Consider the following 23,719-nt stretch of genomic DNA (forward strand, 5'->3'; position numbering starts at 1 on the left):
CATGGCACTGGTCGAGCTGCGCGACGTCCACAAGACGTTCGCGCCCACGAAGCGGGGAGCGGCCCCCGTCGAGGCGATCCGCGGGGTCGACCTCGACGTGGAGGCCGGCGAGATCCACGCGATCGTCGGCTACTCCGGAGCGGGCAAGTCCACCCTGGTGCGACTCGTCAACGCGCTGGAGCAGCCGACCTCGGGCAGCGTCACGGTGGACGGGACGCGGCTCGACCAGCTGCGCGAGCGCGACCTGCGTCGCGTCCGTCAGGGCATCGGGATGATCTTCCAGCAGTTCAACCTCATGCGGTCGCGCACCGTGTGGGGGAACCTGGAGTTCCCGCTGCGCCTGGCGGGCGTCGACCAGGCCGAGCGCCAGCGCCGGATCTCCGAGCTGCTGCACTTCGTCGGCCTGGCCGACAAGGCGCACGCCTACCCCGAGCAGCTCTCGGGCGGGCAGAAGCAGCGCGTGGGCATCGCCCGGGCGCTCGCGACGAACCCGTCGATCCTGCTGGCGGACGAGTCCACCAGCGCCCTCGACCCCGACACCACGCGTGAGGTGCTGGGGCTGCTCCGCAAGGTCAACGAGGAGCTGGGCATCACGATCATCGTCATCACCCACGAGATGGACGTGGTCCGCACGCTCGCCCACAAGGTGAGCGTCATGGAGCACGGCCGGATCGTCGAGAGCGGACGCGTGGCCGAGATCTTCGCCCGCCCGCGCGAGAACGTGACGCGGCGCTTCGTCAGCACGCTGGTCGAGGAGGTCCCGCAGGGGGCCGAGCTCACGGCGCTGCGCGAGCGGTTCGGCGGACGCCTCGTCGTCGTCGACGTCGAGGGCCGCACGAGCCAGTCCGACGTCTTCGCGGCGCTCGTCGCACGGGGACTGAAGGTGGAGATCGTGCAGGGCGGCGTGAACCGCGTCGGCGGCTCGGTCTTCGGGCACGTCACGCTGTCGGTGCACGGTGACGGCGTCGACGAGGCGGTGGCCCAGGTGGGTCGCCTCGAGGGCGTGGAGGTGCTCGCATGATCGCCCGTGACACCAACCTCCCCGAGCTGTGGCCGCTCATCGGCACGGCCACGTGGGAGACCTTCTACATGGTCGCGATCACGGTCGCGATTGGTGGCTTCCTGGGCCTCGTCGTGGGCCTGGCGCTGTACGCCACGCGCGCGGGCGGCCTGTTCGCGAACCGCGTCGCCTTCACGGTGCTCAACGTGGTGGTGAACTTCTTCCGCCCGATCCCGTTCGTGATCTTCATCGCGGCGGTGCAGCCGTTCGCGCGGCTCGTGGTGGGCATCGGCATCGGCAACCGGGCGATCATCTTCGCGATGACGCTCGCGGCGATGTTCGGCATCGCGCGCATCGTCGAGCAGAACCTCGTGACCGTCGAGCCCGGCGTGATCGAGGCGGCTCGGTCGATGGGCGCCAGCCGGCTGCGGATCCTCGCGACCGTCGTGGTGCCCGAGGCCCTCGGCCCGCTGATCCTGGGCTACACGTTCGCGTTCGTCGCGATCGTCGACATGAGCGCGATCGCGGGCGTCATCGGCGCCGGCGGCCTGGGCGCCTTCGCCCAGCAGTACGGCTACCGCCAGTTCGACACCGTCGTCACGTGGACGGTCGTGCTGATCATCGTCGCCTTCGTCCAGGTGGGCCAGTTCTTCGGCAACACCCTGGCCCGCAAGGTCCTCCGCCGCTGATCCACGCCTCCGGCGCGCCAGATGTGTAGCGGCATCCACCCTTTTTCCCGCTTGACCGAGGAAAAAGGGTGGATGCCGCTACACATCTCGCGCGCCCGGGGGCGTGGGCGAGGTCAGCCGCGGGTCGGGCGGGTCTCGCCGGCGTCGACCGGAACGGGGAGACGGTTCGCCGTCGGCGGCAGCGGGCACAGGTAGTGGTCGCTGAACGCGCACGGCGGCAGGTGGGCGCGGTTGAAGTCCAGATCGACCGAGCCGTCCGCCGCCGGCGGGGCGGTCTCGAGGAACCGGAACTGCTGGGTCCGGGTGCCGTTGGTGGCGTCCGCGAACACGATCTGCAGACCGCCCGGCCGGGCTGCCGACGGAAAGGCGACGAGGTCCGCCTCGTGGCCGCCGATCCGCACGCGCACCGTGCCGGCGAGCGGGTCCTCGGTCGTCGCGCCGTCGACGTGCTCGACCTCGAGGCCCGTCCCGGCCACGGCGGGCGTGAAGCTCCCCGTGACGACCCATTCCGGGCGATGGTCGAAGGCGTCGATGTCGCGCAGGCTCGTCCGGGTCGGGGCCGCGGGATCGAACACCCGCAGCCCCACGTGCCCGCCACGCAGGATCGCCCGGAGCTCGACGTCCCCGAAGGGGGCCGAGCCGCCGACGGGGACGACGACCTCGTCGTCGTCGAGCCCCCGCACGACGTCACCGGACGCGTACCACGTGCCCGGGAGGCCCGGCACGGTCGCCGGGTCCTCGCCGAGCCACGTCGTCGTGGTGAGCGCGGCGACGCCGTGCGGGGCCGTGACGGCGACGAGCCGCTGCGCGCGCCAGTCCTGCCACGACCTCCGGGCGGTGTCGTCCAGCGTGGCCGTCACCGAGCACCCACGAGCTCGCGGTCGGCCAGCTTCGCCCGCACGAGCGGCAGGACGTAGCGGCCGTAGTCGATCGCGTCGTTGAGGTTGTCGTAGCCGCGGATCGAGATGAGGTCGGCTCCGAGCTCGACGTAGTCGACGATCGAGTCGGCGATCGTCTCGGGCGAGCCGACCAGTGAGGTCGAGGCCCCGCGTGCCCCCGTGGCCGTGACGGTCGGGTACCAGAGGGCGCGGTCGTGGACCTCGCCCCGGGCGGCGATGTCGAGCAGCCGCTGCGAGCCGACGTTCTCCGGTGCCGGGCCGCCGGGTCCCTTCACGAGGTCGCCGCGCGAGGTGTTCCCCTGGAGCGCGTCGAGGATCCGGTGGGCCTTCTGCCAGGCGAGCTCGTCGGTCTCGGCCACGATCGGGCGGAACGTGACCCAGATGCGCGGCCGGTCCGTCCGGCCCGCCGCGGCGGCCTCGGCGTGCACGCGGTCGATCTGCTCCTTGGTCTCCTTCAGCGGCTCTCCCCAGAGCCCGAAGATGTCGCCGAGCGAGCCGCCGACCCGGTAGGCGGCGTCCGACGACCCGCCGACCGAGACCGGGATCGTCCCGTTGACGGGTCGGACGGCGTTGCTGAACCCCTCGAAGCGGTAGTGGCGGCCCTCGAAGTCGAACGGCTCGGGGGACTCCCAGGCCCGCTTGAGGATGCGGATGTACTCCTCGGCGCGGTCGTAGCGCTCGTCCTTGTCGAGGAAGTCGCCCTCGCGGGCCTGCTCGGCGGTGTCGCCGCCCGCGATGATGTGCACCACCGCGCGGCCGCCGCTGAGCTGGTCGAGGGTGGCCAGCGCCTTGGCCGCCACGGTCGGGTAGACCGTGTTCGGTCGCAGCGCGACGATCGTGCGCAGGTGCGACGTGTGCTGCGAGATCGCCGCGGCCTGGACGAACGGGTCGAAGGACGACGAGTGGTACGGCAGCAGCGTGTAGTCGAAGCCGCCCTCGTCGAGGGCGCGGCTGTAGCGGCGCAGGAAGGCCGGGTCGAGCGCGGCGCCGGGCCGTGGGCTCAGCTCGGTCGCGTCGTTCGGGTAGGTGAGGCTGATGAACTCGGTGGTCATGGGGTCTCCCGGCGCGATCAGGCGACCGGCGCGGCGGCGCGGTCGAGCAGTGCGCGGATCTCGTCGTCGCCCTTGGCGCCCGGCGGCAGGTCCTGCTCGACCGCCTCGGCCGTGAGGACCTGCATGGCCTCGTTCAGGGGCGTGGGCACGCCGTGGAGGCGACCCAGCAGCACGATCTCGCCGTTGAGGTAGTCGGTCTCGAGCGGCGCGTGGCGCAGGTAGCTCTGGAGCGTCGAGTTGCCCGGACGGGTCCGCCCGGCGATGTCGCCCTCCAGCACAGAGTGCGGCCACAGGGAGATGCCGGACTCGATGGGGCTCAGCGGCGTGATGCCGATCGCGGCGAAGACGCGCAGCGCCTCCTGGCGCAGTCCCTCCTTCACCTCGTCGCGCAGGTCGCTGGGTGCGAAGACCGGCTCGAGACCGTTGATCGTGTTGTAGCTGAGCTTCGAGGCCTTGATGGCGGTGATGTCCTCGACCGCCTGGAACCCCAGGGTGGGGGCCACGGAGAGGGCGTCGACGAGCTCGCGCAGCTCGTCGTCGATGCCCCGGGTCAGGTAGTGGCCGAGCCACAGCAGGACGCGCTTCTCGCCGCCGTAGTTCTCGATCTCGCCGACCTTCTCCTTGCCTCCGGGGCAGTAGATGGATCCCGCGACGATGTGCGAGAACCAGCGCAGGGCCGAGCGGTCGGTGTTGAGGCCGTTCTGCACGGTCACCAGCGGCAGGTCGGTGCCCGCGCGTCCGCGGCTGCCGTCGGCGCGCTGCACCGGGGCCCAGGCCCAGTCGCGCAGCGCAGCCTCGGCGTCCTGGGACTTCGTCGCGAGCAGCAGCACGTCGCGGTCGGTCAGGGTCAGCTCGGCGGGACCGCCCACGACGTCGAGCGGGACGGTGCGGGTGCCGTCCGAGGTGTGGTAGATCAGCCCGCGGCTGCGGAGGGACTCGAGCTCGGCGCCGCGCGCGACGGCCACCACGCGGGCGCCGTGGAGGTGGAGCTCGGCGGCGATCGTGCCGCCCGTGGCACCGGGGCCGATGACGATGATGCGGCGGTCCGGCGCGGTGGGTGTCGGGTTCGACATGGGGTGGGGCCTTTCGTGGCAGGGGTGCGGAGGTGACCCCATCGTGTGCGGGTCGCACGACACGCGTCCAATCACGATCGACGATCGTCACCGATCACGGATCGGCCTTGGACCGCAGTGAATTTCCTTCCTAACGTCGTGGTGTCGAATCGTCCGCCCCAGGCCTTCTGGCCCGACCGTCCGGAGCACCCATGACCACCATCACCACGCAGCCGCCGGCCGCGGCGGCGCCCTCGCCGGGCGCCACCGTGCTCGAGCGGCTGTCCGTCGGTGCCGAGACCTCCGCCCGCCGGCGCCGCTGGTTCTCGCCGCGGAACCTGCTGCGCGCGGCCCTGCCGCTCGGGGCGCTGCTGACCTGGCACGTGCTCAGCGAGACCGGCGTCATCCCGGCGCTCTACTTCCCCTCGCCGGTCACCGTCTTCGAGGCCCTGGGCGAGCTCGTCCGCACCGGCGAGCTGCAGGCCGCGGTGCCGACCTCGCTGGCCCGCGCCGTGACGGGCCTGGGCATCGGCCTGGCGATCGGGCTGGTGTTCGGCGTCGCGAACGGGCTCGTGCGGATCTCCGAGGAGATCTTCGACTCCAGCTTCCAGATCGTGCGCCAGGTGCCGTTCATCGCGATGGTGCCGCTGTTCATCATCTGGTTCGGCATCGGCGAGTCGTTCAAGGTCATCGTGATCTCGCTGGCGTGCGTCTTCCCGATCTACATCAACACGTACCACGGCGTGCGGCACGTCGATCCCCGCCTGGTGGAGGCGGCACAGGTCTTCGGGCTCTCGCGGCTGCGCACGATCGTCACCGTGGTCCTTCCGGCCGCCCTGCCGCAGATCCTCGTGGGCCTGCGGATGTCGATGGGGGTGTCCCTGCTGGCGCTGATCGTGGCCGAGCAGGTGAACAGCCGCAACGGCATCGGCCACATCATCTTCGTCGCCACCGGCGCCCTCCGGATCGACATCATCGCCGGCGCGATCCTCATCTACGCACTGCTGGGAGTGGTGGTCGACATGATCATGCGCTTCCTCGAGCGACGACTCCTCCCGTGGAAGTGACGGCCATGACGACTCTCGACCTGACCCCCGACGCCCAGCCCACGACGGACGAGCCCGCGGTTCGCCTCAGCGGGGTCGACAAGCGCTTCGGCGACCGCGTCATCCTCGACGGCGTCGACCTGACCATCCGGCGGGGCGAGTTCGTGGCCCTCCTCGGCGCCTCCGGCTCGGGCAAGACCACGCTGCTGCGCATCCTGGCCTCGCTCGACCGGGCCACCGAGGGGGAGCTCGAGGTCTCGCCGCAGCGCTCCGTGGTGTTCCAGGACGCCCGGCTGCTGCCGTTCCACAAGGTCTGGCGGAACGTCCGACTGGGACTGCGGCGCGACCGGGCGCCGCGCGAGCGGATCCTCGACGCGCTCGCCGAGGTGGGCCTGCAGGACCACGCCGACGCCTGGCCCAAGACCCTCTCCGGCGGCGAGGCCCAGCGCGTGGCGCTGGCGCGGGCCCTGATCCGCGACCCCCACCTGCTGCTCCTCGATGAGCCGTTCGCTGCACTCGACGCGCTGACCCGGCTCCGGATGCACGATCTCGTCCTGGGCCTGTGGCGCCGCCACCGTCCCGCGGTGCTCTTCATCACCCACGACGTCGACGAGGCGATCCTGCTGGCCGATCGGATCCTCGTGCTCGACCAGGGACGGTTCGCGGAGGACCTGACGATCGACGTGCCGCGCGAGGAGCGTCGCGAGTGGTCCGGCTTCCTCGACACCCGGGCCCGCCTCCTGCGCCACCTCGGCGTCACCCCCTGATCCCTGCGGCGCTCGTCGCAGTCCATCCCCCCGCACGAAAACGAACAAAGGAACCGTCATGTCCCTCAGTCCCCCTCGCCGACGTCGTACCGTCGGAGCCGCCGTGGCCCTCATCGCTGCGTTGGGGCTCGCGGCCTGCGGCGCCGACGCAGCGTCGGACGGGTCCGGGAAGACGTCCTCGGTGACGCTCACCCTGGGCCAGAACGACCCGTCGGTGAAGGTCCTGCTCCCCGCCTCGGGTGTCTTCGACGACGCGCCGTACGACCTCGAGTTCGTCGACTTCACCAACCAGGTGGACGCCTCCACGGCGCTGACCACCGGTGAGATCGACGGCTCCTTCCTCGCGCAGTACACCGTCGTCCAGGCCGCCGCCAACGCCAAGCCGACGTGGACGCAGAAGACGGCGCCCTACCGCACGATCGGCGTCCCGGCCTTCATCGACGTGGAGAGCCACGACCCGTTCGGGACGGTCTCCTCGGCGAAGTCGGGCATCACCGAGCTGACGGCCGAGTCGGTCCGGGGCAAGAAGTGGACCGCCTCGCCGGGAGCCACGAACTACCTGACGATGCTGCAGACGCTGAACCACCTCGGGCTGGGCATCGACGACATCGAGTACGTCCAGCTGGACAACGCCGCCGGCGCGATCGCGCTGCTGAACAACGAGGTCGACCTCGCGTCCGGTGCGTACTCGGCCTACATCGAGACGGTGAACGCCGGCGGTCACAACCTGGACTCGTCGCACGACGTCGGCCCCGGCAGCCCGAGCGCGCTCGTCGCGACGACGAAGTCGCTGGGCGACCCCGACAAGGAGGCCGCCTGGGAGGACTTCACCCGTCGCTACGCGGCCTACCGGGTGTGGGTCCTGGAGAACAAGGACGAGTACGTCAAGGCGCTGGTCCAGGCGAACAAGGTGACCGAGGAGGCCGCCGCCGCGCAGTGGCTGCAGTTCGGCCGCGGCGGCTTCGGTCCCGTCACGCCGGAGAACGTCGCCGCCGGCCAGGACATCGCCGACCTCGCCTTCGGGGAGGGCGTCATCCCGGCCGAGATCGACGCGTCGATCGGCTACGACGACCGCTTCACGGCCGCGATCGAGAAGGGCGTGGAGGAGAGCGGACTGGACGCCGCGATCGCCGCCTCGATCGAGGAGAACCCGGCCCAGTGATCCCCGCGCGGGCGGCCGGCACGGACACGTGCCGGCCGCCCGTGCCTCGTCCCAGGAGGACCCGATGAAGCTGTCCGTCTTCGATCTCAACCCCGTCTCCGACGGCACGACCGGCGCGGAGGCGCTGCGTGCCGTGGTCGACCTCGCCCGCAACGCCGAGGACTGGGGCTTCCACGGCTACTGGTTCGGTGAGCACCACCTCGGTCGCGGTCGCGTGGGGTCTGCCCCGGTGGTCCTGACGTCGCTCGTGGCGTCGCGGACCCGCACCCTGCACGTCGGGACCGCGGTCGCGGTCCTGCCGCACTACCGGCCCCTGTCCCTGGTCGAGCAGGTCGGCACGATCGCCGAGCTGTTCCCGGGCCGCATCCACCTCGGCCTCGGCAAGGGGCTGACGCACGCCGTCGAGCCGACACCCGCACGGGTGACCGCCGCCATCGCGGCCCTCGCCGACCCCGATCGCGAGCCGCCCGAGCTCGAACGGGGTGACCACCCCACGCTGCTGCGCGAGCTGCTCGTCTCGAGTCCGTCCGACGCCGAGGGCTACGACACCTCGGTGCGCCAGGTCCTGAGCCTGCTGCGGAGGCCGATCGCGACGGTGGACGGGCAGCCCGTCCAGGCGTCGCCCGGGCTCGGTGCTCCCGTGCGCCCCTGGCTCTTCGGGTCGTCGGGCGTGCCCAGCGCGCTGAGGTCGGCGGCGCTCGGACTGCCGTTCGTCGTCAACCACCACGTCATCGACGAGTCGCTCACCGAGGCCGTCACCGCCTACCGCGACGCGTTCACGCCCTCGGTGCACCTCGACCGGCCCCACGTGGCGGTGTCGGTGCACGCCGTGGCCGCGGACACCGACCGGCAGGCGCAGGAGGCGGCGCGGAGCTACCGGGCCTGGATCTCCGGTGTCCTGACGCGCGGCTTCTCCGACGTCGTGCACGCGCCCGACCACTCGATCCACGACGACCCGTCGGCCCGGCACGAGAAGTCGGACGGACCCGTCGGGACCCGCATCGTGGGCACCGGCGAGGAGGTGGCCGACCGGATCGCGGAGTTCTCCACGGCGCTCGGCGCCGACGAGGTCCTCGTCAACACGATCGTCCACGGCGACAAGGTGAAGGCCCGCTCGTTCGAGCTGATCGCCGAGCACTGGGCCGCCCGCACCTGAGCCCGTGCGCGGGCCCGGCCGTCAGGCCGGGTCCGCGACCACGAGGTGGGAGTGCCGGCCGACGCCGTCGATCTCGATCTCCACGCGGGCGCCCGCGCGCACGGGCGTGAGCGGAGCCTGGTCGAGCTGGCCGGGGCTGCCCACGAGGATGACGTCGCCCGGCAGCAGCGGGACCCGGTGCGACAGGCGCGAGACGATCTGCGCGGCCGAGAAGACGTAGTCGGCGGTCGTCCCGTCCTGGACCAGCTCGCCGTCGATCCAGAGCCGGATCCGCAGGGAGTCCAGCGGACCGACGTCCTCGAGGGCGACGACGTGCGGCCCGATCGGCGCGAAGCCGGGCAGGGACTTGGCCGGGTTATAGTAGGTGGTGCCGGGCCGGTCGGGGTCTGCGGCGGGGATCGTCACGAAGGCCTTGGCGTCCGCGATGTCGGCGGCGGCGGTGACGCCGGCGACGTGCTCGAGCGCCGTGTCCTCGTCGACGCGCCACGCCCGGCGGCCGACGACGAGTGCGAGCTCGGCCTCGACGTACACCGCGTCGCTCGTCCGCGTGATCGCGTCGTCCGGGCCGGCAAGGGCGGACCGCAGCTTGGAGATGAACCCGACGTCGCCGGGCTCGCCGAGACCGAACTGGCGCAGCTTGATCCGCGAGTTGATGCCGACCGCGATGATCTGGCGGGGCTCGGGACTCGGGGGCAGCCACGCGGCGTCGTCGGCCACGGGAGCGGCACCGGCGGAGTCGACGGTTCGCGACCAGGCGACGAGCTCGTCCCAGCGCTCGAGCAGCTCGTGGGGGTCGCTCGGCAGGTCGCCGTCGCTGGCCTGCGCCACGTCGATCACGCCGCCGTCCGTGACCAGGACGCCGCGGCCGTCGAGGTTCCCCAGCCGTGTCATCGGGCGCCCGCCCCGGTCGCGACGGGCAGGTCGTGGTGGCTCCACTGCGACCACGAGCCCGGGAACAGCGCCGCGTCGAAGCCGGCGACGGCCAGAGCGGCGATCTCGTGGGCCGCGGTGACGCCCGAGCCGCAGTAGGCCGCGACCGGCTCGCCCTCACGGACGCCGAGGGCCTCGAAGCGCTCGCGCAGCTCGGCCGCCGGCAGGAAGCGCCCGTCGTCGGCGAGGTTGTCCCCGGTGGGGGCGCTGACGGCCCCGGGGACGTGCCCGGCCTTGGGGTCGATCGGCTCGGTCTCGCCGCGGTAGCGCTCAGTGGCACGCGCGTCGAGGAGCACGCCGGAGGACGCGAAGTCCGCGACGTCGGACAGCTCCAGCACGGGCACCGAGCCGGGCCGCAGCGTCACGTCGCCCTCGGTCGCGGTGACGTCGTCGGTGGAGAGCGGGAGGCCGGCGGCCGTCCAGGCCGGCAGCGCGCCGTCGAGGAGCCGGACGTCGGCGAGGCCGGCCCAGCGCAGCAGCCACCACGCCCGCGCCGCGGCGAGATTGCCTCCGCCGTCGTAGGCGACCACGGCGGCACCCTCGGTGACGCCCCATCGGCGTGCCGCGGCCTGCAGCGTCTCGACGCTCGGCAGGGGATGGCGACCGTCCGTGGGCGCGCCGTGCGACGCGAGCTCGGTGTCGAGGTCGACGTACACGGCGCCGGGCACGTGGCCGGTCAGGTAGGTCGCCTGGCCCGGGGGCCCGCCCAGCGCCCAGCGCACGTCCAGCACGACGGGTGGCCGGTCGGAGGCGAGGGCGGTGGCAAGGGCATCGGCAGAGATCAGGACCATGTCACCACGCTAGGAACGGCGTCGCGGAGGGTCCAATACGGATCCCGCATGCGTGCCCATCACGCCTCGCGATCGGTCAGACCGCGATGTCGAGCAGGTGGTCCGAGCTGAGCCGGGCGAAGAACGCCTCGCCCGCCTCGATCGCGGTCAGCTCGACCTCGGGGTCCAGCCCCCGGCGCGTGAGCATGTTGAGGCCGGCCGACCCGACGTCGGGCAGGTCGTCGCGCACCACGAGGCCCACGGGAGTGCGACCGACGTTCGGCAGCAGGGCGACGCCCAGGCCCGCCCGCACGCCGGCGATGACGCCCTCGAGCGTGGACGACTGGCCGGCGACCGCGACGCGGTGGCCGTCGCTGCCGAGCGCGGTCAGGGCGCGCTCGCGCAGCGCGCACGGCTCCTCGAACGCGACGAGCGGGAAGGGCGCGTCGTCGGCGGGCGGCGTCCAGCCGGGGGCCGCGTACCAGTGCAGGGGCAGGCGCCCGATCTCGCGCCCGCCCTCGTTGCCGCGCGACGCGAGAACGAACGCGAAGTCGACGGTTCCCTTGTCCACCGAGTCGGCCAGCTGGGTCGAGCGTCCGATCTCGAAGCGCGTGGTGACCTCGGGGAACGCGGCGTGCAGCGCGCGGATCATCTCGGGCAGCACTTGCTCGGCCGAGTGCTCGCTCGAGCCCACCACGACGACGCGCTCCGATCGGACCTGGAGGCGCTCCAGCGCCTGGTCGTGGGCGGCCAGGACGGCGCGTGCCTCGCCCAGCACCTGCTCGCCGTCCGCCGTCAGCTTCATGCCGCGCCCGTCCTTGACGAAGAGCTTGCGCTTGAGGCTCCGCTCCAGGAGCCTGACGTGCTGGCTCAGGGCGGGCTGGCTGATGTGGAGCACGACGGCGGCCTTGTTGAACCCGCCGCACTCGGAGATGGCGACGAGGGTCCGGAGATGATCGAGGTCGAGCGTGGTGGCCATGGGCTCGACCGTAGGCGGGCGCGACGGCGGCGAGCCCCGCGTCCACGATGCGGTACCACGTGGATGGCACTGCCTCTCTGGGGGCAGGCACGACCGATCACGCCGGGCGGGGTGGACCGATCAGCGATCGTTGTTGGACGGCGGCGTGCGGGTCGGGCACGGTGGACCGGTGACCGCGCTTCCCCCCGGTGCCCTGACCGACCCTGCGTCCCTCGCGGCCGCGACCACCGACCGCAGCGGCTGGCCCGGGGCCGAGCCCCTCGCGGTCGTGCGCGCCGTCGACGTCGACCACGTCGTGGAGGTGCTGCGCTGGGCCACGTCCACACGGACGCCGGTGGTGACCCGTGGCGGCGGCTCCGGCCTCGCCGGGGGAGCGGTCGCGACGCAGGGCGCCGTGGTCCTCGACGTCGCAGGCCTCGACCGGATCGTCTCGCTGGACCCGGTGGACGAGATCGCCGTCGTGGAGCCGGGCGTGATCACCGCCGACCTCGACGCGGCGGCGCGCGAGCACGGCGTGTTCTACGCCCCCGATCCGGCCAGCGCGCACCTCTCGACCATCGGCGGCAACGTCGCCACCAACGCCGGCGGCATGCGCTGCGTGAAGTACGGCGTCACGCGCGACGCGGTGCTCGGGCTGGAGGTCGTGCTCGCCGACGGACGCCGGCTCAGCACCGGCCGCGGCACGCTGAAGGGCGTGACGGGCTACGACCTGACCTCGCTGCTCGTCGGCTCCGAGGGCACCCTCGGCGTCATCGTCGGCGCCACGCTGCGGCTGCGCCCCGTGCCGGTCGCCGAGGCCACGGTCGCAGCCAGCTTCGCCGACGTGGAGGCCGCGGCCGCCGCGACCTCGGCCCTGGCCGCGGCCCGACTCGTGCCATCGGTGCTCGAGCTGCTCGACGCCCGGACCCTGGCGACCATCGACGCGGCGCAGGGCACCTCCCTGAGCGAGCGCGGGGGAGCGCTGGTGCTCGCCCGCACGGACGGCCCCGACGCCGCGACCCAGGCCGCCGCCGTGGTCGCCGTGCTCGGGGCGACCGCCACGTGGATCGAGCACACCGAGGACGCCGCCCGCGCGGACGAGCTGCTCGCCGCACGCCGGCTGGCGCTGCCCTCGATCGAGCGCTTCGGTCGCGCCCTGATCGAGGACGTCTGCGTGCCGCGCTCCAGGCTCGCCGAGGCCGTGCGCGGCATCGAGGCGATCAGCGCGGAGACCGGCGTCACCGTGCACACGTTCGCCCACGCGGGTGACGGCAACCTGCACCCGATCGTGTCGTGGGACCCGGCCCTCGGCGACGAGGTGCCCGAGGACGTCCAGCTGGCCGCCGACCGGATCTTCGACCTGGCGCTGGCGCTCGGCGGCACGCTCACCGGCGAGCACGGCGTGGGCCTGCTCAAGCGCGAGCACGCGCGCCGCGAGCTCGGCGACACCGGCCTCGACGTCCATCGCGTGATCAAGCACGCCCTCGACCCCCTGGGTCTCCTCAACCCCGGCAAGGCCTTCTGACCCTCGCGACCGCGCCTCCGGCGCGCGAGATGTGTAGCGCTGACCACCCTTTTCGCGGCGGATCCGCCGGAGAGCGGTGGATACCGCTACACATCTGGCGTGCCCGGAGGGCACGGCTGTTCGGCTGCGGCTGTCACGCGAACGGCCGCATGCTGAGACGGCTGGAAACTGTCCGAGGCGCATGGCTGACTGGGAGCTCGAGCCCACGAGCACACGCATGGAGGTGACCGTCATGACCGAGCCGATAGCCAGGCCCGTCTCGCAGCTGCGAGCCGGCGACCTGATCGTGCCCGACGACGAGGGGACCGTCTACGTCGTGTGTGCGGTCTCCCAGCCCGTCGGCACCAGCCGTAGGGCCGAGCTCGTCGACGCCCGCACGGGGGAAGCCGGGCGCTGCGTCCGGCTCGAGCTGCACGACGCCGTGCTCACCGTCCCGGGCCGCGCGCAGTGGGTCGTCGTCACGGGCGGAGAGGCCTCCGAGACGCTGCTCGTCGGGCCCGACTTCCGCGCCGGCGACGACGAGCGTCATCGCCACACGTCGTGGGACATCGAGATCGACCTGCTCGGCCGGCCCGGCTGGGAGCAGCTGCGCCGCGGACCGCGGCTGGAGGCCGCGCGCGCCGCCTGATCAGAGGAAGTCGCGCGGGTCGAACTCGTCGATCGGGATGACCTTGATGCGCGGCAACGCCACGGTGAACGCGTCGACGTCGTGCTCGAGGTCGTAGCACTCCAGGCCGCGCGGCACGAGCGCGCTGAAGCGGGAGTTGCGGAACTCGTCGAAGCCCAGCACGGCCACGCGACGCGAGCCGCTGACGAGCGCCTCGACCTGCGGGACGAAGTCGCCGTCGTTGCTCGCGAGCATGACGTCGGCGTCGCGCCGGGCGATCTCCTCCAGCGTGCGCTGGATGGCCAGGTCGACGACCTTCTGGTCGGGCGTTCCCGACAGCGGCACGGGCCGGTAGCCGATCGACGTCAGCGCCTGCACGAACGGCATCGGCAGGTCGGTGTCGACCGCGAGGAAGAACAGGCCCTGCACGGGCTGGCTCCACAGGTCCTCGGCGAACCGGAGCAGCCGGTCCCACCGCGGGCGCTCCTGCGGTTGGGGACGGCGGCCGAGGATCGACATGCCGAGAGTGGCGTCGATGTTCTCGCCGTCCACCAGCAGGTAGGTCTGGGAGCCCGAGTCGCTGTTCACGCTCCGAACCCTACGCGGCCCCGGCGGTCGCCGGAGGCCGCGGACACGACGACGCCCCCGGGACCGAGGTCCCGGGGGCGTCGTGCGGAGGTGGATCAGACCAGGTCGAACCGGTCGAGGTCCATGACCTTCGTCCACGCGGCGACGAAGTCCCGGACGAACTTCTCCTGCGCGTCGGAGCTGCCGTAGACCTCGGCCAGCGCGCGCAGTTCGGAGTTCGAGCCGAACGCCAGGTCGGCACGCGTGCCGGTCCAGCGGCCGTCCTTCGTCGCGAAGCGCGTGCTCGACGGGTCCGTGGCGGTCCACTGGGTGTCGATGTCGAGCAGGTTGACGAAGAAGTCGTTCGTCAGCGTGCCCACGCGATCGGTGAGGACGCCCAGGTCCGAGCCGTCGTAGTTGGCGCCCAGCACGCGCAGGCCACCGACGAGGACGGTCGTCTCCGGGGCGGTCAGCGTGAGCAGGTTCGCGCGGTCGATGAGCTCGTACTCGGCCGGCATGCCGCCCTTGCCCTCGTAGTTGCGGAAGCCGTCGTGACGCGGCTCGAGGTGGCCGAACGACTCGACGTCCGTCTCCTCGAGGCTGGCGTCGACACGGCCCACCGTGACGGGCACCGTGATCTCGACGCCGCCGTCGCGCGCGGCCTTCTCCACCGCGGCCGCACCGGCGATCGCAATGACGTCGGCCAGCGAGACCGCCTTGTCGTAGCCGTCCGCGACGCCCTGGAGGACGTTGAGGACCTTCGCCAGCTGCGCGGGGTTGTTGACCGCCCAGCCGTTCTGCGGCGCGAGGCGGATGCGGGCGCCGTTGAGGCCGCCGCGCTTGTCGCTGCCGCGGTAGGACGACGCAGCGGCCCACGCGGTGGAGACGAGCTCGGAGACGGACAGGCCGGTCTCGAGGACCTTCGCCTTGAGCGCGGTGACGTCGGCGTCGCCGATGACCTCGCCCTCCCACGCCGGCAGCGGGTCCTGCCAGAGCAGGTCCTCCTGCGGGACCTCGGCGCCGAGGTAGCGCGCCTTCGGGCCCATGTCGCGGTGCGTCAGCTTGAACCAGGCGCGGGCGAACGCGTCGGTGAACGCCTGCGGGTCGTTCTTGAAGCGCAGCGAGATCTCGCGGTAGGCGGGATCCTCGCGCAGCGCGATGTCCGACGTGAGCATGCGCGGCTCGCGGGCGCCGGAGCCGTGGGCCTCGGGGACCATGTCGGCGCCGCCGCCGTTGACCGGCCGCCACTGGTGCGCGCCGGCGGGCGAGGTGAACAGCTCCCACTCGTACGCGAACAGGATGTGGAAGAACTCGTTGTCCCAGCGCGTCGGGTGGTAGGTCCAGGTGACCTCGATGCCCGACGTGATGGTGTCGGCGCCGTGGCCGGTGCCGTGGTTGTTCTTCCAGCCCAGGCCGAGCTGCTCGATCGGGGCGCCCTCGGGCTCGGGCTCGAGGTTGTCGGCGTCGGCCGCACCGTGCGTCTTGCCGAAGGTGTGGCCACCGGCGATCAGCGCGACGGTCTCCTCGTCGTTCATGGCCATGCGGCCGAACGTCTCGCGGATGTCACGGGCGGAGGCCAGCGGGTCGGGGTGACCGGCGGGGCCCTCGGGGTTGACGTAGATCAGGCCCATCTGGACCGCGGCGAGGGGAGCCTCGAGCTCGCGGTCGCCGGAGTAGCGGTGCTCGTCGCCCAGCCACTCGGTCTCGGCGCCCCAGTAGACGTCGGCGTCGGCCTCCCACACGTCCTCACGGCCACCGGCGAAGCCGAAGGTCGGGAAGCCCATGGTCTCCAGCGAGACGTTGCCGGCGAGGATCATCAGGTCGGCCCAGCTGATCTTCTGGCCGTACTTCTGCTTGACGGGCCACAGCAGGCGGCGGGCCTTGTCGAGGTTGACGTTGTCCGGCCACGAGTTCAGGGGAGCGAAGCGCTGCTGGCCGGCGCCCGCGCCGCCGCGGCCGTCGGTCACGCGGTACGTGCCCGCGCTGTGCCACGCCATGCGGATCATGAGCGGGCCGTAGTTGCCGAAGTCGGCCGGCCACCAGTCCTTGGAGTCGGTCAGGACGGCGGCGATGTCGGCCTTCACCGCGGCGAGGTCGAGCGAGCCGAACTCCGCGCGGTAGTCGAAGTCGTCGTCCATCGGGTTCCGGACCGGCGCGTTCTTGGCCAGGATGCCCAGGTTGAGGCGCTCGGGCCACCACTTGCGGTTCGCGTCACCGGCCACCGGCTTCGGCAGCTGGTTGTGCACGACGGGGCACTTGCCCTTCGCCTCGTCCGGGTCGTTGACCTCGGCGAGGATCGCGTCGTCGTGGTTCTTGTCAGACATGCTGGTCCTTTCGGGATTCGTCAGGCGTTCTCGGCAGAGCAGGAGGGGCACAGGCCCCAGAAGACGACCTCGGCCTCGTCGATGACGAAGCCGTGGTCCTCGGCGGGCGTGAGGCAGGGCGCGGCGCCGATGGTGCAGTCGATGTCGACGATGCGGCCGCACGACCGGCACACCAGGTGGTGGTGGTTGTCGTCCGTGCGCGACTCGTAGCGCGCCACCGAGCCGGCGGGCTTGATGCAGCGGACGAGGCCCGCGTCGGTGAGGGCGTGCAGGGCGTCGTAGACGGCCTGGTGCGAGATCTCGGGGAGCGTCGACCGGGCGTGGTCGATGATCGTCGAGGTCTCGGCGTGGGGGTTGGCGGCGACGGCGTCCATGACGGCCGTGCGCTGACGCGTGACCCTCAGCCCGGCGTCGCGGAGCGACTGCTCGATGGCGGGAGAGGAGGTCATGGCTCCACCCTAGGGGCTTTTCTTGAATGAATCAAGAAAAGGTCGTGGGTGTGTCGCGCTGGCCCGCGAGCGCGGCCGAGCGGCGGTCGCGCGCCACGATGATGTGCGCGCGGCGCCGACTCGTGAGCAGGCGGGCGTCCCCAAGCCGAATGCGGTCGCCGAAGTCGAACGCCCAGCTCTGGGACCCGCCGGCCGACCGGAGCATCGAGCGCGCCGGGCTCGAGACGTCGCTGTGTAGACCGAACCGAGCACTGAGGTCCTTCGCGGTCATCAGCCGCAGCCGCCCGGGCCGAGGTCGTCGTTCGCGCGCAGCACGACCCAGGCGATCGTGGCGGCACGACGCACCAGAGGCCCACGACGCAGGGCGCGAGGATCGCGGCGAGCGACCGTGGCAGCCAAGCGGCGCATCGCGGTGCGGTGCTCGATCGTGAGCCACTGGTCGGCACACGAGTCGAGCAGCGGCACGAGATCCTCGAGCGCAGGCACCAGGAAGCCCGGGACCCCCGTCCAGTCGAACGGCTCGTCAGGGAGCGGCTCGGCGTCGAGGCGCTCCAGCGTGGCGAGATCCCCGACGAGCTCGACGAGGTCCTGGAGCGGATGAAGGGGGTCGACGTCCCTCCAGCTCGTCACCGGTGTCCGCCAGCCGGCGGCGCCGACGACGCACAGGAACTCGGCACGGAGGCGCTCGATCATCTGGAGCGCCGCGCTGGTCTGGTCCGGCGACACGCGGTCGCGGTGCGCGAACTCGATGAAGTCGCTCAGCAGGTCGGGCAGGAAGCGCGCACCGTCCGGATCATGTCCGGAGGGATCTTCCAGCCAGGAGTTCAGAGCGCCGGCGGCGTCCTCCGGGGTCCAGCACCACGCGTCGCCACCGCGACGCAGGTGATGACCGATCGCTCCCTCGAGCACGCTGACGCACGCGCCGTACGGGTAGGCGCGGGCTCGTGGCTTGCGCAGGAACTCGTGCGAAGCCATCGCGGCGATGGACGGGTCCGGATCGGACGAGGCCGGCAGGTCGGGAAGCGCGTGGAGGTGGCGACGGATCATGGGAGGAGACGGTAGGACCGGGATACGACAACCCGTGCCGCTCGTCCACAGCCACCCGTCGCGGCTGTCGGCCCCGCGTGCTTTGCTGGAATCGAACCGACCCCGAGGAGATCAGATGCCGCTGACCGGAGAGTACGAACCGAGCACGTCCGAGTGGGCCCGTACGCAAGCCGAGACCTTCGAGGCCACCGACGGACGCGAGGCCAACCTGCTGCAGGGGGTGCCGATCATCGTCCTCACCAGCGTGGGTGCGAAGTCGGGCAAGCTGCGCAAGACCGCGCTCATGCGCGTCGAGCACGAGGGTGACTACGCCGTCGTCGCCTCGAAGGGCGGCCACCCGTCACAGCCCAACTGGTACTGGAACCTCAAGGCGAACTCGCACGTCGAGCTGCAGGACGGCGCCGACAAGCGGGACTACCGCGCCCGCGAGCTCGAGGGCGAGGAGTACGAGACCTGGTGGGAGCGCTCGGTGGCCGTGTGGCCCGACTACGCGAACTACCAGAAGAAGACCGACCGGAAGATCCCCGTGTTCGTGCTCGAACCGATGGGCTGAGTCGCGCTCGAGACGGTCGCGGCCCCGACCTGCCACGTGCGCAGGTCGAGTCCGCGGACCGTGTCGGCCAGCACGTCCAGGCGCGCGGCCTCGTCCAGGGTCGCGGCCCCGGCCTTGACCAGGGCCTCCTTGCGCGTCCACAGACGCGTGAAGTCACCGCCCGTCGCGAGCCACGCCCGCTCCGCCTCGGTGATCGCCCGCTGGGGAGCCGGTCCGGCGATCGGAGGCTCCACGTCGACGCCGCAGGGCCCGTGGGTGGCCAAGGCCACCACGGCACCACCGGCGTGGGCCCAGCTGACGCCGACCTCGGGCCGACCGAGAACCGAGGGACGTCCATGGTCGACGCCGCCGCAGGAGGGACAGAGCTGGACCAGTCGCACGTCGTCCGCCTCCGTGTCGAGCAGCGCGGCGACGCACGCGCGGGCCAGGGCGCGGGCCGCCGTGAAGAAGGCGCGGTCGAGGGGATCGGCGAGCCGGTCGCGTCGCGCCTCAGCCATGCGCCACCCGCCCGGCGATGATCGATGCCACCTCGCGCGCGACGGGCGGACGCACGAGCTCCCCGTGGGAGGCGTCGACGGGGACGACGTCGAGGGCGCCGGTCACGTACGGCTCCCAGCCCTCCGCCGCCAGCCAGTCCTCGGGGCGTGGCTTCGCGGCGACCACGACCGTCGCGTCGCCGGAGAGCACGGCATGGTGCGACGTCCGGGTGAGGCGGGCGGCCTCGGACACGGACGCGAGGCAGCCGGCCAGGGTGCGCTCGGGCAGCCGGCCCACCGCGCTGCCCGACGCCCGCAGGAGTCGCACCGCGGTGTCGCGGTCGAGGTCCTCGTCCGGATCGTCCAGCCCGCCGAGTCGCAGGATGCCGCGCAGCGCCTCCGCCTCCGTCGGGTCGGGGAGGTACCGCCACTGGTCGGCCGGATAGGCGTCGAGCAGCACGACCGCACCCACGTCCTGCCCGTCGCCACGAGCCTGGGCGGCCACCGCGTGAGCGGCCATCCCGCCGAGGGACCAGCCCGCCACGTGGAAGCGTCCCGTCCCGACGACCTCGCGGATCGCCGTCAGCTGTCGCTTCGCGAGGGCGTCCAGGTCGGCGACGGGCTCGGGTTCCCCCCGCTCGAGTCCGGGCGCCTGGATCGTGTGCACCGGGACGTCGGGCGGCAGCGACGGGAGCAGCGAGGCGTAGCACCAGCCGAGGCCGCCGGCCGGCGGCAGCAGGAACAGCGGCGACACGTCCGGACGCCCCCGGCGCAGGGTGAGGATCTCGCCGGTCTCGGCGTCCGGCGCACCGCGAGCCGCCCGGCGCGCCAGCAGGGACGGCGTCGGCGCCTCGAAGACGTCGGCCAGCCGGAGCTCCACGCCGAGGTCGGACTCGAGGCGGTCGAGCAGCCTCAGCACCCGCAACGAGTCGCCGCCGAGCGCGAAGAAGTCCTGGTCGGCACCCACGCGTGGTAGGCCGAGCACGTCCGAGAAGGCCGCGCACACGCGCTGCTCGAGCAGTCCGGCGGGCACCGCACCCGCCGCGGCGACCGGGGGCCGGAACGTCCGCGCGAGGGCGGCCCGGTCGACCTTCCCGCTCGTCGTGAGCGGCACGGCGTCGACGCGGATCCAGTGGTGGGGCAGCACCGAGGACGGGAGCACCGAGGCAGCCCGGTCGCGCAGACCGTCGGCGGTGACGGAGGGGTCCGCGGCGAACCACAGCACGAGTCGGTCGTCGACCACGGCGGCGGCACACGCGTCGACGACCTCGGACACGGCGGCCTCGACCTCGCCCAGCTCGAGGCGCTGGCCGCGCACCTTGACCTGGTCGTCGGCTCGGCCGAGGTACTCCAGCGCCCCGTCCGCGCGCCACACGGCTCGGTCGCCGGTGCGGTACAGCCGGTCGCCGTGGCCACGCAGCATCTCCGGCGCCGGAACGAATCGCTCCGCCGTCAGGTCGGGGCGACCCGCGTAGCCCTCGGCGAGCTGCACCCCGGCGAGCCAGAGCTCGCCGGGAGCGCCGATGGGCCGAGGTCGAAGCCGGTCGTCGAGGACGAAGCAGGCGGTGTTCCAGATCGGGCGTCCGATCGGCACGTCCGGCTCGCCGGGCGCGCAGTCCCAGGCGGTGACGTCGACGGCCGCCTCCGTGGGCCCGTACAGGTTCGTCGGCGGGACGCCGAAGGCCTCGGCGCACACGGTGACGAGGTCGGGTGTGAGGGCCTCGCCGCTCGTGACGAGGTGCCGCACGTGGGGCACGGCGTCGCGCGCGACCGGGTCGGCGAGGAAGGCCCGCAGCATCGACGGGACGAAGTGCAGCACGTCGACCTCGTGCCGCGCGACGACGTCGGCGATCGCGCGCGGCTCCCGGTGCGATCCCGGTGGCGCGATCACGAGGGTGGCGCCGTTCTGGAGCGGCCAGAACAGCTCCCACACCGAGACGTCGAAGGAGATCGGCGTCTTGTGCAGCACGCGGTCGCCGATGCCGACCGGCAGGTGGTGCTGCATCCACGCGAGGCGGTTGTCGATCGCGCGGTGGCTCACGACGACGCCCTTGGGACGGCCCGTCGAGCCCGACGTGAACAGCAGGTAGGCCGGGGCGTCGACGTCCACGGGCGGCTCGACCGCGCGTGTCGGGCCTCGCTCCCCGAGCGCCTCGGGGGAGAGCACGACCCGGGCGCCGGCGTCCTCGCGCATCGCCGCGACGCGCGCGACCGGCAGGTCGGGATCGAGCGGCAGGTACACGGCGCCGAGGAGGGCGATGGCGTGGACGGCCTCGATGAGTCCTATCGAGCGCTCCAGGGCCACGCCCACCACGTCGCCGGGTGCGACGCCCCGGTCGCGCAGCGAGCCGGCCAGCACCGCGGCCCGCTGGGCGAGCTCGGCGTACGTGACGGTCTCCTCGCCGTCAACGACCGCCACGGCCTCCGGTGTGCGGGCGACCTGATCGAGGAAGCGCCGTCCCAGGGTCCCGGACGCCCGCTCGACGTGCGTCGCATTGGACCCGTGGACGACCCTCTCGAACTCGGCGGGCGTCGTGAGCGCGAGGTCGGCCACCTCCGCGTCGGCGGGCGCGGCGGCCCAGGTGTCCAGCCAGGTCGCGATCCGGTCGAGGTGTCCTTCGACGTCCGTCGCGGCGTAGAGGCGGGGATTGGCGTCGAGCTCGAGTCGTACCGCACGCCCGCGACCGGGCACGCCTCGCAGGCAGATCGTCATGTCCTCGACCGGGCCGGCGGTGAGGTTGCGGACGTGCCCTCTCGAGTCCCCGAGGCGCAGCGACAGATCGAACGGCACGAGGTTGGCCTGCACCCCGAAGAGCTGGCGCCCGTCCACGCGCAGCACGCGGGCCAGGTCCTCCTGACGGTGCACGGGATGGGCGCGGACCTCGGCGTGGTCGCGGCTCGTGGCGGCGACGCACGAGGCGACGGTTCCCTCGGCGGGCACGGCGACCGGCAGGACGTTCATCGCCGTGCAGACCGTGGTGCCGGCGGGCAGGACTCCGATCCCCGGCCGCGTGCGATTCATGAGCGGCACCCCCAGCCGGGTCGCCGGGCTCCCCGTGAACCGTGCGACGTAGGCGCCGAGGGCCGCGAGGACGACATCGGGCCATGCGGCGTCGAGCCGCGTGGCGGCCTCCACGAGGCGCTGCTGCGCCTGCTGCCCGAGGTCCGCGGAGGCCCTCAGGGCGCGGGGTGCGGGCAGGGCCGTGCGGCCGGAGGGGGAGACCTCGCCGTCCATCGAGGGGAGGCGATCCCGCCAGAAGTCGTCGGCCGCCGCGAGCTCCTGGTCGCGCCGATCGGCCTCGACGAGATCGGCGAGCGGCACCGCCTCAACGGGTGCAGCGCCGTCGTACAGGGCGGCGACACGACGAAGGAGCTGCTGGGCGCCGTAGCCGTCGAGGACGACGTGGTGCGCCGCGTGGTACCACCAGCATCGACCGTCAGGACGTCGCAGCAGCGCGGTGCGGCAGGTCTCGACGGCGAGGTCGAGCGGTCGTGCGAGGTCGGCCTCCAGCCAGGCGGACGCCGCGTCCTCGTCCGGAACGTCGATCACGACCAGCCGGTGCGCAGGCGGCACGACACGCTGCTCCGGACCGGTCGGACCGAGGCGGAAGACGGTGCGCAGCTGCTCGAACTCGGCGTAGGCGCCCTGCACGGCGACCGCGAGGGCGGCCGGGTCGACCGGACCGTCGAGCTCGACCACCTCGGCCGTGGTGTGGCACGGGTTGTCGGGGTCGAGGTGGTGGGCGAAGTACAGCCCTCGCTGCGCGGACGTCAGGGGCAGCCAGGAGGCGGTCACCGGGTCGCCGCGACGTGTTCCTGCTCGAGCAGGAACGTCAGCGTGGGCCGGCGCACGAGCTCGCCGAAGTCGATGTCCACTCCGGCGTCGGCGAGATCGTCGAGCAACTCGAAGGCGCGGAGGGAGGACAGGCCCACGGAGAACAGGTCGGTCTCGGGATCGGCCAGCACGGACCCGAGCGCGGCACCCGGCAGCGCGCGGGAGAGGGACGCCCGCACGACCGCCGCCCAGCCCGACGGGTCCTCGGTCGGCACGAGCCGGTCGACCACGTCCCGGGTGAGGGTCACGACGCCGCAGGAGTCGGCCACGATGTCGAGCGCGCGCGCGTGCTGCTCGTGGGTGAAGGCGGCGATCGCGTCGGCGGGCACGAACGGGTGCACCTCGCGCTGGAAGGCGTCGAGAGCGGTGGCCGTGATCCCGATGTGGGCGTACACCCCCGTGATGACGAGCTGGTCGCGGCCGGCGGCGGCGAGACGCTCGCCGAAGTCGGACTTGGCGAAGGCGCTGTACCGGCGCTTCGTGACGAGGTGGTCGCCCGGCGCGGGCGCGACGCTGGGCACGATGGCCGTGTCCGCGGCGACCGCGCGCATGCCTGGACCCCACAGGTCGCCCTGGAGGCCGCGGTCGGAGTGGTCCCCGTCCTGTGCCGTGTAGAACACGGGCACCCCGGCTCCACGCGCCGCGGACAGGATGCGTGCGGTCGCGTCGAGCGCGGTCGTCAGGGCCGGGCATCCCGGGTCGAACGGGCGCAGGAAGTACTCCTGGAGATCGTGCACGAGCACGGCCGCGCGACGGGGATCGAGGTCCCAGCCGGCCTTGCTCGCAGGCAGGCCCCGGTCGGGCGGCAGCGGGGCCGCGTAGTCGATGAGGGTGGGCAGGGAGGTCATCGCATCT

The 23,719-nt window shown here is 72.7% G+C and carries 23 protein-coding genes; 9 read left to right on the forward strand and 14 right to left on the reverse strand.

Annotation, left to right across the window (positions count from 1 at the left end):
* Position 1 precedes the first annotated feature (1 nt).
* Together ACK99Q_RS08590 and ACK99Q_RS08595 are read left to right on the forward strand one after the other, a co-directional pair.
* On the forward strand, positions 2-1,021 hold the full coding sequence (locus ACK99Q_RS08590; protein WP_410185719.1) for a methionine ABC transporter ATP-binding protein: 1,020 nt from the start codon (positions 2-4) through the stop codon (positions 1,019-1,021).
* Positions 1,018-1,689, forward strand: a complete 672-nt coding sequence (locus ACK99Q_RS08595; RefSeq protein ID WP_179423401.1) for a methionine ABC transporter permease — start codon at positions 1,018-1,020, stop codon at positions 1,687-1,689. Before ACK99Q_RS08590 ends, ACK99Q_RS08595 begins: the two co-directional genes overlap by 4 nt.
* A 113-nt stretch (positions 1,690-1,802) precedes the next feature.
* On the opposite strand, the gene ACK99Q_RS08600 is transcribed toward ACK99Q_RS08595, so the two are convergent.
* Genes ACK99Q_RS08600 through ACK99Q_RS08610 form a run of 3 tightly spaced genes read right to left on the reverse strand, consistent with a single transcriptional unit; the run spans position 1,803 to position 4,713 of the window.
* Complete coding sequence (locus ACK99Q_RS08600; RefSeq protein ID WP_410185720.1) at positions 1,803-2,549, reverse strand: DUF1684 domain-containing protein; 747 nt, start codon at positions 2,547-2,549, stop codon at positions 1,803-1,805.
* The gene (locus ACK99Q_RS08605) at positions 2,546-3,640 is read right to left on the reverse strand and encodes an LLM class flavin-dependent oxidoreductase (RefSeq protein ID WP_410185721.1); all 1,095 of its coding nucleotides are present in this window, start codon (positions 3,638-3,640) and stop codon (positions 2,546-2,548) included. The genes ACK99Q_RS08600 and ACK99Q_RS08605 overlap by 4 nt, the downstream gene beginning before the upstream one ends.
* 17 nt (positions 3,641-3,657) lie before the next feature.
* Positions 3,658-4,713 carry a ketopantoate reductase family protein gene (locus ACK99Q_RS08610; protein ID WP_410185722.1) on the reverse strand — a complete coding sequence of 352 codons (1,056 nt, stop codon included), beginning with the start codon at positions 4,711-4,713 and terminating at the stop codon, positions 3,658-3,660.
* Between the two features lie 191 nt (positions 4,714-4,904).
* On the opposite strand from ACK99Q_RS08610, the gene ACK99Q_RS08615 reads away from it, so the two are divergent.
* The 4 genes from ACK99Q_RS08615 to ACK99Q_RS08630 all read left to right on the forward strand — a co-directional run bounded on the left by ACK99Q_RS08615 (position 4,905) and on the right by ACK99Q_RS08630 (position 8,823).
* Positions 4,905-5,759, forward strand: coding sequence for an ABC transporter permease (locus ACK99Q_RS08615; protein ID WP_410185723.1), 855 nt, complete (start codon positions 4,905-4,907; stop codon positions 5,757-5,759).
* A gap of 5 nt (positions 5,760-5,764) precedes the next feature.
* On the forward strand, positions 5,765-6,505 hold the full coding sequence (locus tag ACK99Q_RS08620) for an ABC transporter ATP-binding protein (protein WP_410185724.1): 741 nt from the start codon (positions 5,765-5,767) through the stop codon (positions 6,503-6,505).
* A gap of 103 nt (positions 6,506-6,608) precedes the next feature.
* Positions 6,609-7,667, forward strand: coding sequence for an ABC transporter substrate-binding protein (locus ACK99Q_RS08625; protein ID WP_410185725.1), 1,059 nt, complete (start codon positions 6,609-6,611; stop codon positions 7,665-7,667).
* A 64-nt stretch (positions 7,668-7,731) separates the two neighbouring features.
* Positions 7,732-8,823, forward strand: a complete 1,092-nt coding sequence (locus ACK99Q_RS08630; protein ID WP_410185726.1) for an LLM class flavin-dependent oxidoreductase — start codon at positions 7,732-7,734, stop codon at positions 8,821-8,823.
* Between the two features lie 21 nt (positions 8,824-8,844).
* Here ACK99Q_RS08630 and ACK99Q_RS08635 read toward each other — a convergent pair whose 3' ends face one another.
* The 3 genes from ACK99Q_RS08635 to ACK99Q_RS08645 all read right to left on the reverse strand — a co-directional run bounded on the left by ACK99Q_RS08635 (position 8,845) and on the right by ACK99Q_RS08645 (position 11,502).
* Positions 8,845-9,714: a fumarylacetoacetate hydrolase family protein gene (locus ACK99Q_RS08635; RefSeq protein WP_410185727.1), complete on the reverse strand. Its 870-nt coding sequence runs from the start codon at positions 9,712-9,714 to the stop codon at positions 8,845-8,847.
* Positions 9,711-10,544: a sulfurtransferase gene (locus ACK99Q_RS08640; protein ID WP_410185728.1), complete on the reverse strand. Its 834-nt coding sequence runs from the start codon at positions 10,542-10,544 to the stop codon at positions 9,711-9,713. Before ACK99Q_RS08640 ends, ACK99Q_RS08635 begins: the two co-directional genes overlap by 4 nt.
* A 76-nt stretch (positions 10,545-10,620) precedes the next feature.
* Positions 10,621-11,502 carry a LysR family transcriptional regulator gene (locus ACK99Q_RS08645; RefSeq protein WP_179423422.1) on the reverse strand — a complete coding sequence of 294 codons (882 nt, stop codon included), beginning with the start codon at positions 11,500-11,502 and terminating at the stop codon, positions 10,621-10,623.
* A gap of 169 nt (positions 11,503-11,671) precedes the next feature.
* Here ACK99Q_RS08645 and ACK99Q_RS08650 point away from each other — a divergent pair, with 169 nt between their 5' ends.
* The gene (locus ACK99Q_RS08650) at positions 11,672-13,006 is read left to right on the forward strand and encodes an FAD-binding oxidoreductase (protein ID WP_410185729.1); all 1,335 of its coding nucleotides are present in this window, start codon (positions 11,672-11,674) and stop codon (positions 13,004-13,006) included.
* Positions 13,007-13,238: 232 nt separating this feature from the next.
* Positions 13,239-13,634, forward strand: coding sequence for a hypothetical protein (locus tag ACK99Q_RS08655; protein WP_410185730.1), 396 nt, complete (start codon positions 13,239-13,241; stop codon positions 13,632-13,634).
* Here the strand turns inward: ACK99Q_RS08655 and ACK99Q_RS08660 are convergent, their stop codons facing one another.
* The 5 genes from ACK99Q_RS08660 to ACK99Q_RS08680 all read right to left on the reverse strand — a co-directional run bounded on the left by ACK99Q_RS08660 (position 13,635) and on the right by ACK99Q_RS08680 (position 18,000).
* On the reverse strand, positions 13,635-14,201 hold the full coding sequence (locus ACK99Q_RS08660; protein ID WP_269303192.1) for an NYN domain-containing protein: 567 nt from the start codon (positions 14,199-14,201) through the stop codon (positions 13,635-13,637).
* 95 nt (positions 14,202-14,296) lie between these two features.
* Positions 14,297-16,504, reverse strand: coding sequence for a catalase/peroxidase HPI (gene katG, locus ACK99Q_RS08665; RefSeq protein WP_410185731.1), 2,208 nt, complete (start codon positions 16,502-16,504; stop codon positions 14,297-14,299).
* Between the two features lie 20 nt (positions 16,505-16,524).
* Positions 16,525-16,953 (reverse strand): Fur family transcriptional regulator, encoded by a 429-nt coding sequence (locus tag ACK99Q_RS08670; protein ID WP_410185732.1) that lies wholly within the window; start codon positions 16,951-16,953, stop codon positions 16,525-16,527.
* 31 nt (positions 16,954-16,984) lie between these two features.
* A complete protein-coding gene (locus tag ACK99Q_RS08675) occupies positions 16,985-17,224 on the reverse strand; it encodes a hypothetical protein (protein ID WP_410185733.1) in 240 nt (79 codons plus the stop codon).
* The gene (locus tag ACK99Q_RS08680) at positions 17,224-18,000 is read right to left on the reverse strand and encodes a hypothetical protein (protein WP_410185734.1); all 777 of its coding nucleotides are present in this window, start codon (positions 17,998-18,000) and stop codon (positions 17,224-17,226) included. Before ACK99Q_RS08680 ends, ACK99Q_RS08675 begins: the two co-directional genes overlap by 1 nt.
* Before the next feature lie 115 nt (positions 18,001-18,115).
* On the opposite strand from ACK99Q_RS08680, the gene ACK99Q_RS08685 reads away from it, so the two are divergent.
* Positions 18,116-18,553 carry a nitroreductase family deazaflavin-dependent oxidoreductase gene (locus ACK99Q_RS08685; protein WP_410185735.1) on the forward strand — a complete coding sequence of 146 codons (438 nt, stop codon included), beginning with the start codon at positions 18,116-18,118 and terminating at the stop codon, positions 18,551-18,553.
* Here ACK99Q_RS08685 and ACK99Q_RS08690 read toward each other — a convergent pair.
* Genes ACK99Q_RS08690 through ACK99Q_RS08700 form a run of 3 tightly spaced genes read right to left on the reverse strand, consistent with a single transcriptional unit; the run spans position 18,496 to position 23,712 of the window.
* Entirely contained in the window at positions 18,496-19,050 is a 555-nt protein-coding gene (locus tag ACK99Q_RS08690; protein ID WP_410185736.1) for a 4'-phosphopantetheinyl transferase family protein, read from the reverse strand. The two genes, ACK99Q_RS08685 and ACK99Q_RS08690, sit on opposite strands and share 58 nt — an antisense overlap.
* A complete protein-coding gene (locus tag ACK99Q_RS08695; protein ID WP_410185737.1) occupies positions 19,043-22,825 on the reverse strand; it encodes an amino acid adenylation domain-containing protein in 3,783 nt (1,260 codons plus the stop codon). Before ACK99Q_RS08695 ends, ACK99Q_RS08690 begins: the two co-directional genes overlap by 8 nt.
* A complete protein-coding gene (locus ACK99Q_RS08700; protein WP_410185738.1) occupies positions 22,822-23,712 on the reverse strand; it encodes an isochorismatase family protein in 891 nt (296 codons plus the stop codon). The genes ACK99Q_RS08695 and ACK99Q_RS08700 overlap by 4 nt, the downstream gene beginning before the upstream one ends.
* Positions 23,713-23,719 lie beyond the last annotated feature (7 nt).

The organism is Aeromicrobium sp. MLTX1 (assembly GCF_046452335.1).
GTDB lineage: Bacteria > Actinomycetota > Actinomycetes > Propionibacteriales > Nocardioidaceae > Aeromicrobium.